Below are 14,372 nucleotides of genomic sequence, written 5' to 3' on the forward strand. Positions count from 1 at the left end.
CAGAGTGTACAATAATTCTGGAGTTGTATCGCAAAACGAACCTAACATGCTTATGAACATTTGCGATTTAGTTTCAAGTTCTTTTTCTTTTGACTCATCGAGCCACAAAGAACAATCCATACTAAACGATCTCAAAGGGAGACCAGTAGCTGAATAAACAGATAAATAACTATCAGCTTGCCAACGCGTCGACATACCGACAAGATACTTACCATTTGTCGTCCATGTTAACGTGAGGAAACGTGGCGAATTTTCTTTATAAGAAAGAGTAAATCCCACATTATTGTTATCATATAACTCAAGATATGATACATCCTTTAATTCTTTCAACTCTTTATCATAATATCTATAGTGACTATGCAAGGCTAGTTTATTCTGGCTCTTGGCAAACACAGATACTTTGCCTTGATAATCTACCAATTGACTTGCCTCAGAAACTAAAGCCGTTAGACCAATTAATAATATAAGTAATTTTCTTTTCATTTTAGTACTATTGCTCCTTCTGGTAAGTCATATATACCTTTATATGAACTTCTCGCACCAACATTAGGCAACCCACTTTGCTTCATAATAACATTTTCAAATTTTGAGGCTGTTTTTTCATTAGTTACATTCTGTAAGCTATTGCCAATTTTATGATTTTTAAAGGCATGAACTAATTCATGGGCTAGTAATCTTGAACCTGTAATAGCTACATAAGAGTTCCCGCCCTCAGCTCGTGAGTACACATTTACACTAAGATTCAGTCTAATAACATTCACTCCTTGTGAATTTCTATCTTGGCTCTGGCTAAAGCAATTTGTGCAAATATTTATATGGATCCCCTTGCCATCATACAATTGAGAAAACTCATAAAATTGGTCAGTCATCGCGATCGCATCTAAATCTTCATAAAACTGCTTTTGTTTACCTAAAGGATCATGACCTGCCATTTTTGAAAAACTGATACCTTTAATTATGCTACGTGCTTTTTCCTGCCTACTTTTAATTTGTTCAGGACTCAATTTTGTTAGAAAAATCTGGCCATCCATTTTAGATCAACAACATAATGCACTTTTGGTTTGTCTACAACTTGTACGAGCTAAAATTGCTTAAATGAGATTCATCAAAAGTTGAAGGGCTAAAGCTAAGGCATAAAAATGAGCTAACTCATTAAAAATAGTGTATTTAAGACATGCTAACCCACCCAATAAAACACATGGGCAGTGATTGGTTTGGTTAAGCAGGATTACAGTTAGTGAAAAATCTGGCCATCCATTTTAGATCAACAACATAATGCACTTTTGGTTTGTCTACAACTTGTACGAGCTAAAATTGCTTAAATGAGAGTCATCAACAGTTGAAGGGCTAAAGCTAAAGCATAAAAATGAGCTAACTCATTAAAAAATGGTGTATTTAAGACATGCTAACCCACCCAATAAAACAAATGGGCAGTGATTGGTTTGGTTAAGCAGTATTACATTTAGTTGCTGTGAAAGTGCTGACAGCTTGCCGCAAAGTGCCGTCGTCGCTTTTCTAGATGTTCGCAGTAATCAGTGAGTGCTTGCAGCGTACCCACCGGACCATGAAATAGCTTGCCAAACTCAGTGGTGAGCTTGAGCCAATTGTCATGTGGGATATTTAATCTTGCCAGTAACTTAGCGCTATTTATACTGATTGCCCCACGTTTATCACTTCGAATTATTCGACCTGTATCATCGACCAATTCAAGGTAATCCGATAATAAAAACGCAATGCCATTGGGCTGGTTGTCGCGCTCATTACCGATAAAAGGCAGTAGATTTTCAGGTTGCTCACCTTTTAATGCGGCCCGAATACGCAGCTGAATACTGGTATGGTCGGATTGTTCTGGTGTATCAGCCAGTTGCGCTCTAATCGGATTCAAATCAACATAGGCCATACAAGTTAACACAGCGGCTTCATCGAGCAGGGCTTGCGATTTAAAGCGACCTTCCCAGAAACGACCTGTACAGTTATCTTCTTGATTTGCTTGTCTTGCTATCGGTTCATTAAGGCAGCGCATAAACCATGAAATATCGCATAATCGGCTGCGGTAAATTGCGATTGAATGCTTTAATCTGTGAACTTCATGCGCCTCAACTAACTCACCTTTGGCGAATTTTTGCGTTAATTCATCGCCTTTAAACAGCTTATGCCACTGCTCAAGTACTTCGCGGTCAGTCCAACGATTGGCGCTGTCGATATCGACCCGCAGCACCACATGCAGATGATTGGACATCACAGCAAAGGCCGCCACATCAATAGCAAAAACCGCTTCGAGTTCAAACAGTAGCAATTCTACCCAAGCGCGGCGATGGTCATAATTTTTTCCCGAATAGGCATCATCACCACACAAAAACGCACGCCGCACAACGCGACTACAGCAATGGTAATAGGATGTGTCTTCAACACTTATCTGAGTTCTACGTGGGCGCGGCATACAAACCTCCTTGTTTAATGCTTAACCCAAGCATAGTAGGAGGTTAACAACTGCGCTATTTAGGCTGGGTGTCCACTTTTATATTTATGGCAAAAACGGCTTCGAGTTCAAACAGTAGTGATTCTACCCAAGCGCGGCGATGGTCATAATTTTTCCCCGAATAGGCATCATCACCACACAAAAACGCACGCCGCACCACGCGGCTACAGCAATGGTAATAAGGCGTGTCTTCAACACTTATCTGAGTTCTGCGTGGGCGCGGCATACAAACCTCCTTGTTTAATGCTTAACCCAAGCATAGTCGGAGGTTAACAACTGCGCTATTTAGGCTGGGTGTCCTCTTTTACTCTTTTACTGCCTGTTTAATGCTTAACCCAAGCATAGTCGGAGGATAACAACTGCGCTATTAACGCTGGGTGTCCACTTTTATTATTGCATCCACTTTTATTGCATTTTTACGGTAGCAGTTTTTTATACAGTTTGATGGGTAATCACTTGATATCGTTTTACCTTTCTCATTGGCTCACATGATTGCGGTTGGATAAAACTGATAAGGCCAGAGCTCTGTAGTATTACTAAAATTGGATCAATGTTTTGATGTTGGAGTTAGCTAGAGGTCATTGTGCTAACGAGGAATGGGGCAGCTTAGAATCAAAGATAGCGACTAGCATCCAGCTAAAACCGCCATATCAATGTGATACTTTATTACTCTTCGACAATAATGTGTCCCCCATATGAGCACCAATGATAAAGCTGTCTAAAGATTGGTAGATGCTATCCATACGTTAGTTACCTAGCTAAAAGAAGTGGTCATTTATCCCAAAACTTGCCACTTTGATAGTCAGATCGTGCCTGACTCTCGCTATAGCTTTTATTGTCAATTTTGACACCGCCAATACCATTCGAGTGTTTGCTAATAAATTCATCTTCATCATCGTCATCTGACTGGCCAGAGCTAGACATTGCAATTAACGTCCCTAGCACCATGAAAACAGAGACTAATATCTCAACTGAAATCTTGAGAACGGCTATTAAAAAATTAAAAGACCATGTAGCTATAATCGGAATTGCTTTTAATAATCTATCTCTGAAATTCATAGTGCCCCTACCTTGGAATCCAATTCCCACGCAATCATAGATGATTGTATTGTATAGCCCGACAATGAAACTTTATACGTATCACAATTAAGGTAGTTCAATAGTGAACGGCTTTTAACGTATACGTTTGCCAATCCCAAGCTTGTTCGCCATTTAACACCAAGTACATTAATACACTGGTTTACTTAATCTTCTGAATGCCACAGAAATCGTAAAAACTTTGTAGCATTACTAAAATTGAGTCAACAGGCCAGTACCAAGCAGAGCTAGTTCAGTCATGCGAAACAGGGAATGGTGCAATAGCTTTTTAGCTAAACGAACTGCAGAAGTGTTAATTAAGATTGGCATTATTGCAACTGTGACCGTTGGCGGCATGAATGCCGTCGTCGACCCCTCAGGGACGCTTGTTGTTAAATGCAAGGGCGGCGAGTCACAGGGGAAACAATGACAATTCATGCTGCAAACTAACTGTCGGTTCTAATTGCATCCTGATGTGAATCTTGACAGGTTCAGTCCAAGTTAATCCACCTTTTGTCATCTGCATGTCATCTAAACTTCATCATTCAGTCAAAGCCCCTCACTAAGCTCATATTCGTTAACAGCCTAACGGGGTGAATACGAGATGACAGGATTTAATTTCAAGGAATTTGAAACAACAGCGCAGGGACAGATAAATGACCCCAGCCTTTCACCTCCTATCTTTAACCGCTCGACGCAATCACCTACATCAGTTCCGACATCTGCACCAACACCCTCAAATCGATTCAATTCAGCTTCTTTTACCCCATCCGCATTAACTTCAGACCAGACGGCATCGCCCCATACACCAAGCATCACAGTTAACGCCCTCTGGCTGTCGGATATCCATTTAGGTTGTAAAGATTGCAAGGCCGACTACCTGCTCAGTTTGCTTGAAACCGTGCGTTGTCAGCACTTGTATCTGGTCGGTGACATAGTCGATTTATGGGCGCTGAAACGTAAGCTGCATTGGCCTGATAGCCACAATAAGGTGCTACAAAAATTCATCGAGCTGGCACAAAACGGCACCCAAGTGATTTATCTGCCGGGCAACCACGACGAACCGATCAAACCCTATGCCGAACTAAGCCTGTGGAATATTAAAATTGCCCGCCAACATATTCACCACGGAATTGGCGGCCATAAATTGTTGATGCTCCACGGGGATCAGTTTGATGCCGATGTGTGTGTCGGCCGTTTCTACGCCATATTGGGCGACCATTTATATGACTTATTGCTGTTCCTTAATCGCAATCTCCACAGCCTGCGGGAACGCTTAGGTTATCCCTATTGGTCACTGGCAAGTTACATCAAATCCAAAGTGGGTAAAGCTCAAGCCGCTATCGGACATTATCGCCAAGCGGTGCTCAACTATGCCCAGCATTTCGATGTTGACGGCGTGATCTGCGGCCATATCCATCAGCCAGAACTCTCAACTCACCCCAGAGCAGCACAATACTGCACGCCCCAAAGTACGCCTGAGCAGCGGCAGATCATCTACGCCAACGACGGTGACTGGGTTGAAAACTGCAGCTTAATCACCGAAACCCTTAACGGTGAATTACAGCTGTGTCGCTGGAATGAACAAACGCTCAATCTCGATATTCTCAGCAGCATAGCGTTAGTGCAACAGCCACCTGAGACGCACAAAAACAAACAACAAAAAACGGCAGCGCAGCAAATGCCAAACACAAATACCGGCGAAACTCGCCCAAGGGATGTTGCCTAACACTATGAATCAACTAAATAACATGACTCATCAATCAGATAACGCTATGGAACAAAATGACCAGACGCTAAACAGTAACCTTAACCATAATAACCAGACGCTAAACAGTAACCTTAACCATAATAACCATGCCGTGCAGCCACCTGCGCTTAAGGCGAAGAGCATGATTTTTACCGTTGATAATATGGTTGAACAAAATCTGCCTTCTATCAACGACAAACCTTGGCTCGCTAAACCCGCCAAGGCCATGCTGCGTTACCTGCTCAATGAAAAACAATGCAATGATATCGCCAATCAATATGCCTATTTACAGGGCGTGGACTTTGTCGAGCAAGTGCTGGCGAGTTTCGACTTTAGCTTTACCGTGCCCGCCAACGAGATAGCAAACATTCCCTGTGAAGGCCGAGTGGTGATCTTCGCGAACCATCCCATAGGTTCGCTCGATGGCTTAGCGCTGATCAAACTGATCAGTGAAATTCGCCCTGATATCAAAGTCGTCGCCAATGAACTCTTGATGGCACTGGAACCGCTGCACTCAATCTTACTGCCAGTGCGCAATATGACGGGCGGCACACCGAAACAGCATTTAGAAAAAATCCACCAGCACCTGCGTAACGAAGGCGCAGTGCTGATTTTCCCGTCGGGCGAAGTTTCGCGCCTTCGCCCTAACGGCGTGCGTGATACCCAGTGGCACTCTGGCTTTTTAAAAATGGCGATTTCCTGTAATGCGCCCTTACTGCCGATATTTTTAGATGCCAAAAACTCTGCGACCTTCTACGGCGCATCTATGATTTACAAGCCACTCGCCACACTGCTGCTGGTGAAGGAAATGTTCAAACAGGCCAAACGTAATATGCCGATCCGCATTGGCGAGCTTATTCCCAATGAAGCCCTGCGCACGATGGACTTTCCACTCAAGACCAAGATAAAACTACTTAAAAATCACTTGTATCGTATCGGCAAAGATAAAGATCCGCTGTTTATCACCCAAAGTGCTATCGCCCACCCTGAATCGCGCCGTGAACTGCAAGCGGCGCTGCAGCAATGCGAACTGCTAGGTGAAACGCAAGATAACAAGTTGATTTACCTGTACCAGCACCACGACAGCAATCCCATCATGCGGGAAATCGGTCGCCTGAGGGAAATCGCCTTTCGCGCCGTAGGTGAGGGTTCGGGCAAACGCCGCGATATCGACAAATACGACTCCTACTACCAGCACTTAGTCCTGTGGGATAAGGAGCAGTTTGAAATTGTCGGCGCCTACCGTTTTGCCAGTGGCGACAAAGTCTTAGAAAAATACGGTGATAACGCCCTCTACAGCCAATCGCTGTTTCAATACGCCGACAGCTTTATGCCCTTCGTGAAGCAAGGCTTAGAACTTGGCCGTAGTTTTGTGCAGCCTAAATATTGGGGTAAACGCAGCTTAGATTATCTGTGGTTTGGCATAGGCGCTTATCTCGCCAAACACCCTGAATACCGCTACCTATTTGGCCCAGTGTCTATCAGCAATCAATTGCCCGGCAGCGCCAGAGAAATGCTCGTACACTTTTACTCGCGGGAATTTGCGCCTGCGCAGCAGATGGCGGTTTCCATGTCGCCCTTTGGTTTATCCAAATCCCAAAAAGCCAAGTTAGATGATTTGTATTTCTCCGAGGATTATCAGAGCAACTTCAAGCAACTCAAACAAGTACTCGCGAGTATGGGCGCCGCCGTGCCGACGCTCTACAAGCAATATGGTGAGCTGTGTAAGGCTGATGGGGTTAAGTTTCTCGCCTTTGGTATCGACGCAGACTTTGGCGATTGTATCGATGGTTTAGTGCTGGTGGACACCCACAAACTGAAAGGCAAAAAGTATCAACGCTACATAGGCGCGCACTTGCCCGAATCGGAGCGGATGCCAATCACCGCCGATGATGAGCCAGAGGTTCAAGATCTTTGAGTTAAAACTTTGTAATGGGTGTTGGCTAAACATGCACCACTCTGTTATAAGTAACTGTAATGCAGCGCATTAACAGAGCGCATCCTAGGATGCGCAAGCTTATCAGGGGATCATCATGCCGATCATTATCGCCGATATTATGAGTACCCGAGTCGTCACGGTTGAAATGGACGACCGATTAACTGTGGCGAAGGAAATCTTCGACCAAGCGAGCTTTCATCACTTGTTGGTCGTCGATGAGTATCAACTTGAAGGCGTGTTATCGGAGCGGGATCTGCTGCGTGCCATTAGCCCCAACTTGGGCAGTAGCGCCGAAACCGCAAGAGATTTAGAAACCCTGCAAAAACGTGTGCATCAAGTGATGACCCGTAATCCGGTTACCGTTGCGCCCCACATCAATTTAGACACGGCAACCCGTATTTTGTTAGACAATGATATAGGCTGCTTGCCGGTGTTAGAAGACGGTAAGTTGGTTGGAATTGTCACTTGGAAAGACTTACTGCGGGCCTATTGTGAATACCGGGCACAAAATCAAAGCGAGTGCTAATCCTAAGACCGCACTCGCTTCTGTTTTCAATAACTCAGTTCAAATCACTCAGTTTGCCTAACTTAAATCGCCCAACCACCCATATAGAACACCACTAAACCTAAGGTAATGGCGAGCACGCCTACTTTCAGTTTGCGCCATTCGCCGCTACAGATACGGCCAACAACCAGAGTCACGAAGCCCAGCATAATACCAGTGACGATATTACAACTTAAGATGATAAACACAGCGCAGGTTAAGCCTGCCATGGCATCGACTTTATCGTCAAAGTCGAGTTTTGCTACGTTACTCAGCATCAACAAACCTACGTACATCAAAGCAGGTGCTGTCGCATAGGCTGGCACTAAATAGCTTAATGGCGCTAAAAACATCATCAATAAAAACAGTACGCCAACGATAGTCGCAGTTAAACCTGTCTTACCGCCCGCCGCAGTCCCCGCCGCCGACTCGATATACACAGCCGCTGGTGCGCCGCCCACGAAACCCGCCACCATGCTGCTAACGGAGTCTGAGGTTAAGGCTTTGCCGCCGCCGACAATATTGTCGTCTTTATCGAGCAAATTCGCTTGGCCAGCCACAGCACGGATGGTGCCGGTCGCATCGAAAATCGCCGTCATCACTAACGCTAATACGATAGGCAAGACCACAGGATTAAAGGCGCCCATAATATCAAGTTGGCCTATGAGCGAATGCTCAGAGGTGAAATCGGGGAAGGCGAATAAGCCTTGGTATTTCACGCTCGGATCGAATATTAAACCAAATACAGATAACGCGATAATCACCAACAGAATACCGCCAGGTACACCGCGGCGCTCTAAACCGATAGTTGCCGCTAAACCTATAACGGTCGCAATAACAGGCAAGCTGTTAATATCGCCCAACTTCACCGGTAAGCCTGCGCTATTGGCCACAATCAACTGCACACTGTTAGTCGCAATCAAAAGTAAAAACAAGCCGATACCTATGCCTGTACCGTGGGCTATGCCCTTAGGTAAATTAGCCAGTACCCACTGACGAACACCTGTCACGCTCACAAGTGTGAACGTCACGCCCATTAGGAAAATCGCGCCTAAGGTGACCGGAATCGACATGCCCTGACCTAGCACTAAGCTAAAGGCCGTAAAGGCTGTGAGCGAAATCGCGCAGCCAATCGCCATAGGTAAGTTTGCCCATAAACCCATGAGCAAAGAACCAAATGATGCAATTAAACAGGTGGCGATAAACACGGCGCCGGGATCAAATCCCGCTTGGCCTAACATGTTAGGCACCACAATCACTGAGTAGACCATAGCGAGGAAAGTCGTTAATCCCGCAATCACTTCTTGGCGAACTGTGCTGCCACGTTGTTGAATAGAAAAATAACGGTCCAGAAACGAACCAGAGGGTACGGCTGTTGAACTCAATTGCTCAGACATAATGTTGTTATACCTTGTGATCTCTTAAAATGGGGTCGGTACCAATTACCTAAAACGCAATTGGCGACGCTGGCTGCGGCAGATTAGAGCCCCAAATCCATCAGACTTGGGTGAGAGATCCACATCATTTTCCTACTGTGGGAAAAATCCATGATCTGCAAGCAGTGATGCTTCGCGATGATTAAAAAGCCATTAATCATGTAGACGCAGCCGTTGTTGGCCGCGGATGATACTGGAATCTCCCAAAGATAGCTAAGACATCACCTGCACTTCGATAAAAAATTAGCGGCAAAAGCCGAAATCAGTTGTTCAAAAAACAGCCCAACCCTAGGCAATAACTGCCCATTGAACTAACATTAATCACCACCAAAGTCTGCCAGAGCAGCGCTAAGCTTACGCCCTTAAAAAGTTTTCATAATCTTTCATATATTGTCAAACCCCATTCATCACAGCAAGCAAGTCCATTCATATCTCCCCTCTATAGTGCTCCTATCAAAAATCGCTTTCGATCGGAGTCGACCCCAATGACAAAGCCAAACATACAAACACCTACATCAGAGAAATCCACGCGCAAAAATGAATTAAAAGCGCTCGGGTTCATCATCTTTTTACTCTTCCCCGCGCTCACTATCGCAGGGATCAGTATTTACGGCTTCATCATTTGGATGATCCAAGCCTTCGGCGGCGTTGTCGGCCACTAATTTATATCTATTAAACATATAGTTACTTTTTGAGGACGCGATTATGAAGTGGTTAACCAACCTCTGGTGTACACTGAACAAACCCACCAAAGCACTGACATTAGGCGCCGTCAGCATCAGCGCTTTTATCATGGGTATCATCTTCTGGGGCGGATTTAACACTGCACTCGAAGCCACCAATACCGAAGCTTTTTGTATTAGCTGCCACAGTATGGAAAGCAAACCCTACCAAGAGCTGCAGGAAACTGTGCATTGGTCGAATCATTCTGGCGTGCGCGCCACCTGCCCCGATTGCCACGTGCCCCATAACTGGAGCCGTAAAATCGCCCGTAAGATGGAAGCCTCCCACGACGTCTGGGGCTGGTTATTTAACACAGTCAACACCCCTGAAAAATTCGAAGCCAAACGCTTAGAAATGGCGAGCCGTGAATGGAAACGTTTCGACCGCGACAACTCCTTAGCCTGCAAAAACTGCCACAACTACAACTCGATGAAATGGGAAGCCATGTCACCGCTGGCACAAAAACAGATGAAACGCGCTGCAGAAATCGACCAAAGCTGTATCGATTGCCATAAAGGTATTGCGCACCACTTACCAGAAATGGGCACGGCCCGTGCACCAGAACTGATTGCAGAAGTCGGATCAGGCGTCAGCTCAGTTGAAACGAATCAAACTTACTATAGCGCCCTGACTAAACCCTTATTCTTCACTGATAAAGGCGACGTTGAAGCTGGCACGCTCAACGTAGCAACGAAAGTCAAAGTGCTCGAAACCCAAGGCAAACGCATCAAGATCGGCATCGATGGCTGGCGTAAAAAGATTGGTGCTGGCCGCGTGATCTACATGGACTTTGGCGTGAACATTCTGTCGGCACAGTTAACCAAAGACGCAGCCGAAACCGAAGGTGTTATCCAAACCTTTGAAGAAAAAGAAGATCCTATGACAGGCCTTAAATGGCAGCGTATCGAAGCACAAATCTGGACCGATAAGGATTATCTGCTGACCGAGCTGCAACCACTTTGGGGTTATGCCCGCGATACCTTCCGCTCCAGCTGCAGTGTTTGCCATACCCAACCCGATGAGGCGCACTTTGACGCCAATACTTGGCCGGGAATGTTCCAAGGCATGTTGGCCTTCGTGAATATGGACCAAGACACCCAAGCACTAGTGCAGAAATATCTGCAGGAACATTCGTCAACTTTTGTGAAAAAAGAGCACTAATTCGGGAGTAATACCATGAACAGAAGAGACTTTTTAAAGGGTATCGCCTCATCCTCTTTCGTTGTCTTAGGTGGCAGCTCAGTGTTAGCGCCCTTAAATGCCTTAGCCAAAGCGGGCATCAATGAAGATGAATGGCTAACCACAGGTTCACACTTCGGCGCCTTTAAAATGAAGCGCAAAAACGGCGTCATTGCCGAAGTGAAACCCTTCGACTTAGATAAGTATCCAACGGATATGATTAACGGCATCCGCGGCATGGTCTACAATCCATCCCGTGTACGTTACCCTATGGTGCGCTTAGATTTTTTACTCAAAGGTCATAAGAGTAATACCCATCAACGAGGTGATTTCCGCTTTGTTCGTGTAACGTGGGACAAGGCATTAACACTGTTTAAGCATTCATTAGATGAAGTCCAAACCCAATACGGTCCATCAGGTCTGCATGCGGGTCAAACCGGTTGGCGCGCCACGGGTCAACTGCATTCCAGCACGAGTCATATGCAACGTGCGGTGGGGATGCACGGCAACTATGTGAAGAAAATCGGCGACTACTCCACAGGTGCAGGCCAAACGATTCTGCCCTACGTGTTAGGTTCAACCGAAGTGTATGCCCAAGGCACTTCATGGCCGCTGATCTTAGAACACAGCGACACTATCGTGCTCTGGTCGAACGATCCGTACAAGAACCTGCAAGTGGGTTGGAATGCGGAAACCCATGAATCTTTTGCCTATCTTGCGCAGTTAAAAGAGAAAGTGAAGCAAGGCAAGATCCGCGTTATCAGTATCGACCCTGTGGTGACTAAGACCCAAGCCTATTTGGGCTGTGAGCAACTCTACGTTAACCCACAGACAGATGTGACCTTAATGCTGGCCATCGCCCACGAGATGATTAGCCAAAAACTTTACGACGATAAATTTATCCAAGGCTACAGCCTAGGCTTTGAAGAGTTTGTGCCCTATGTGATGGGCACTAAAGATGGCGTCGCCAAAACCCCAGAGTGGGCCGCGCCTATCTGTGGTGTTGAAGCCCATGTTATCCGCGATTTAGCCAAAACCTTAGTCAAGGGTCGCACTCAGTTCATGATGGGTTGGTGCATCCAGCGCCAGCAACACGGCGAACAACCCTATTGGATGGCGGCGGTACTGGCGACCATGATCGGCCAAATCGGGCTACCCGGTGGTGGCATCAGTTATGGTCACCACTACTCGAGTATCGGCGTGCCTTCATCGGGTGCCGCGGCGCCAGGTGCTTTCCCCCGTAACTTGGACGAAAATCAAAAGCCACTATTTGATAGCTCAGACTTCAAGGGCGCGAGTAGCACAATTCCGGTTGCCCGCTGGATTGATGCGATTCTCGAACCCGGAAAAACCATTGATGCTAACGGCTCGAAAGTGGTTTATCCCGATATCAAGATGATGATTTTCTCGGGTAATAATCCTTGGAACCATCACCAAGACAGAAACCGTATGAAGCAAGCCTTCCATAAGCTTGAGTGTGTGGTCACTGTTGATGTGAACTGGACGGCAACTTGCCGCTTCTCGGATATCGTACTGCCCGCTTGTACTACCTATGAGCGCAACGATATCGACGTTTACGGCGCTTATGCTAACCGCGGTATTTTAGCCATGCAAAAGATGGTTGAGCCACTGTTTGATAGCTTGTCGGATTTTGAAATTTTCACTCGCTTTGCCGCCGTACTCGGCAAAGAGAAAGAATACACCCGTAACATGGGCGAAATGGAGTGGTTAGAAACCCTCTATAACGAATGTAAAGCCGCCAACGCGGGCAAGTTTGAGATGCCTGACTTTGCGACTTTCTGGAAACAAGGTTATGTGCATTTTGGTGACGGTGAAGTCTGGACGCGCCATGCAGACTTTAGAAACGATCCTGAAATCAATCCACTAGGCACGCCTTCAGGTTTGATTGAAATCTTTAGCCGTAAGATTGATCAATTCGGTTACGATGACTGTAAAGGTCACCCAACTTGGATGGAGAAAACCGAGCGTAGCCATGGCGGCCCTGGCTCTGACAAGCATCCGATTTGGTTGCAGTCATGCCACCCAGACAAGCGCTTACACTCGCAAATGTGTGAGTCGCGAGAATACCGCGAGACCTACGCAGTCAATGGCCGTGAGCCTGTGTATATCAGCCCTGTCGACGCAAAAGCGCGCGGCATCAAAGATGGCGATATAGTGCGAGTCTTTAACGACCGTGGCCAACTGTTGGCAGGTGCTGTGATATCGGACAACTTCCCTACTGGTATTGTGCGGATTCACGAAGGCGCATGGTATGGGCCAGTAGGTAAAGATGGTAGCACTGAAGGTGGGGCAGAAGTCGGCGCCCTGTGCAGTTATGGCGATCCTAACACCCTCACTTTAGACATAGGCACCTCTAAACTTGCCCAAGCTTGCTCAGCCTATACTTGCTTAGTCGAGTTTGAGAAATACCAAGGCAAAGTGCCTAAGGTCAGCTCCTTCGATGGCCCTATCGAAGTCGAAATCTAACTTTAGAACCGAAACGCTGGATGCGCCGAACGCGGCGCGTCTCAGCATCCAATCTTAGCGCCAAAACTAGGGCGTGTTGAGGAATATACAATGAGTCAAGTCGATATCAACCACGCCAGAGCCTTGGTTTATCAGCTGTTATCATCACTGTTTGCCCGCGAAGTTGACGAGCAAAGACTTAAGGAACTCACCAGCGAAGCGGCGCAGCAATTCTGGGAACAGCTTAGCCTAGAGGCTAAGCTCACTCAGTCAGTGGATAAAATTCGCTGCACGCTCAATGGGATAAAAAGCGATGAGACGTTACTCGAACTCGCGGCGGATTACTGCGGCTTATTTCTCGTTGGCACCAAACACAGCGCTTCACCCTATGCTAGCCTGTATTTAAATGGTGAGGATGAACCTCTGCTATTTGGTCAGCAACATCAGCAGATGAGTGAATTTTTACACCAGAGTAAACTGCAAGTGCAGAGTCATTTCCCTGAGCCCGCCGACCATTTGGCCGTGATGCTCGCCTATATGGCGCACTTATGTTGTCACAGTGAAGACAGTGTCCAATTAAGCTTTTTGCAAACCTGCGTCGACTCCTGGTTAGCAAAATTTATTAACCAACTCACTCAATGCGACAAAAACGGTTTTTATAGTGCAGTTGCCACACTCACCCTAGCGTGGGTGAAGCAAGATATCGCACAGCTTGAACCCGCTGAGGCGGTGATTAGCTAAACGTTCTAGAGCGACTTATCTTTAGACTAACGCTATCC

13 protein-coding genes are annotated in these 14,372 nt (G+C 46.2%); 7 read left to right on the top strand and 6 right to left on the bottom strand.

Annotated features, from left to right (window positions below):
* The 5 genes from Q4Q49_RS13235 to Q4Q49_RS13255 form a co-directional block, all read right to left on the bottom strand.
* Positions 1 to 483, bottom strand: a 483-nt coding sequence (locus Q4Q49_RS13235; protein WP_311999560.1) for a hypothetical protein, incomplete at its 3' end; no start/stop codon positions are given.
* Entirely contained in the window at positions 480 to 1,031 is a 552-nt protein-coding gene (locus Q4Q49_RS13240; RefSeq protein ID WP_311999561.1) for a hypothetical protein, read from the bottom strand. The genes Q4Q49_RS13235 and Q4Q49_RS13240, both read right to left, overlap by 4 nt.
* Positions 1,032 to 1,462: 431 nt before the next feature.
* Entirely contained in the window at positions 1,463 to 2,440 is a 978-nt protein-coding gene (locus tag Q4Q49_RS13245) for a transposase (protein WP_311999562.1), read from the bottom strand.
* 55 nt (positions 2,441 to 2,495) lie between these two features.
* On the bottom strand, positions 2,496 to 2,705 hold the full coding sequence (locus Q4Q49_RS13250; protein WP_409373210.1) for a hypothetical protein: 210 nt from the start codon (positions 2,703 to 2,705) through the stop codon (positions 2,496 to 2,498).
* 545 nt (positions 2,706 to 3,250) lie between these two features.
* Positions 3,251 to 3,538, bottom strand: coding sequence for a hypothetical protein (locus Q4Q49_RS13255; protein ID WP_263255865.1), 288 nt, complete (start codon positions 3,536 to 3,538; stop codon positions 3,251 to 3,253).
* Between the two features lie 622 nt (positions 3,539 to 4,160).
* Here Q4Q49_RS13255 and Q4Q49_RS13260 point away from each other — a divergent pair.
* The 3 genes from Q4Q49_RS13260 to Q4Q49_RS13270 all read left to right on the top strand — a co-directional run bounded on the left by Q4Q49_RS13260 (position 4,161) and on the right by Q4Q49_RS13270 (position 7,771).
* The gene (locus tag Q4Q49_RS13260) at positions 4,161 to 5,285 is read left to right on the top strand and encodes a UDP-2,3-diacylglucosamine diphosphatase (RefSeq protein ID WP_311999563.1); all 1,125 of its coding nucleotides are present in this window, start codon (positions 4,161 to 4,163) and stop codon (positions 5,283 to 5,285) included.
* 4 nt (positions 5,286 to 5,289) lie between these two features.
* Positions 5,290 to 7,224: a lysophospholipid acyltransferase family protein gene (locus Q4Q49_RS13265; protein ID WP_311999564.1), complete on the top strand. Its 1,935-nt coding sequence runs from the start codon at positions 5,290 to 5,292 to the stop codon at positions 7,222 to 7,224.
* Positions 7,225 to 7,339: 115 nt separating this feature from the next.
* Positions 7,340 to 7,771 carry a CBS domain-containing protein gene (locus tag Q4Q49_RS13270; protein ID WP_006082686.1) on the top strand — a complete coding sequence of 144 codons (432 nt, stop codon included), beginning with the start codon at positions 7,340 to 7,342 and terminating at the stop codon, positions 7,769 to 7,771.
* 62 nt (positions 7,772 to 7,833) lie between these two features.
* Here Q4Q49_RS13270 and Q4Q49_RS13275 read toward each other — a convergent pair whose 3' ends face one another.
* Entirely contained in the window at positions 7,834 to 9,186 is a 1,353-nt protein-coding gene (locus Q4Q49_RS13275; RefSeq protein WP_311999565.1) for an NCS2 family permease, read from the bottom strand.
* Positions 9,187 to 9,710: 524 nt separating this feature from the next.
* Between Q4Q49_RS13275 and torE the strand changes: the two genes are divergently transcribed.
* The 4 genes from torE (at position 9,711) to torD (ending at position 14,334) form a co-directional block, all read left to right on the top strand.
* Positions 9,711 to 9,887, top strand: a complete 177-nt coding sequence (gene torE, locus Q4Q49_RS13280; RefSeq protein WP_006082688.1) for a trimethylamine N-oxide reductase system protein TorE — start codon at positions 9,711 to 9,713, stop codon at positions 9,885 to 9,887.
* Between the two features lie 43 nt (positions 9,888 to 9,930).
* Complete coding sequence (gene torC, locus Q4Q49_RS13285) at positions 9,931 to 11,109, top strand: pentaheme c-type cytochrome TorC (RefSeq protein ID WP_311999566.1); 1,179 nt, start codon at positions 9,931 to 9,933, stop codon at positions 11,107 to 11,109.
* A 15-nt stretch (positions 11,110 to 11,124) separates the two neighbouring features.
* Positions 11,125 to 13,614 (top strand): trimethylamine-N-oxide reductase TorA, encoded by a 2,490-nt coding sequence (gene torA / locus Q4Q49_RS13290; protein WP_006086920.1) that lies wholly within the window; start codon positions 11,125 to 11,127, stop codon positions 13,612 to 13,614.
* Positions 13,615 to 13,704: 90 nt separating this feature from the next.
* Positions 13,705 to 14,334 carry a molecular chaperone TorD gene (gene torD / locus Q4Q49_RS13295; protein WP_311999567.1) on the top strand — a complete coding sequence of 210 codons (630 nt, stop codon included), beginning with the start codon at positions 13,705 to 13,707 and terminating at the stop codon, positions 14,332 to 14,334.
* Positions 14,335 to 14,372 lie beyond the last annotated feature (38 nt).

It is taken from the genome of Shewanella sp. SP1S1-7 (assembly GCF_031932105.1).
In the GTDB taxonomy this organism is placed as follows: domain Bacteria; phylum Pseudomonadota; class Gammaproteobacteria; order Enterobacterales; family Shewanellaceae; genus Shewanella; species Shewanella baltica.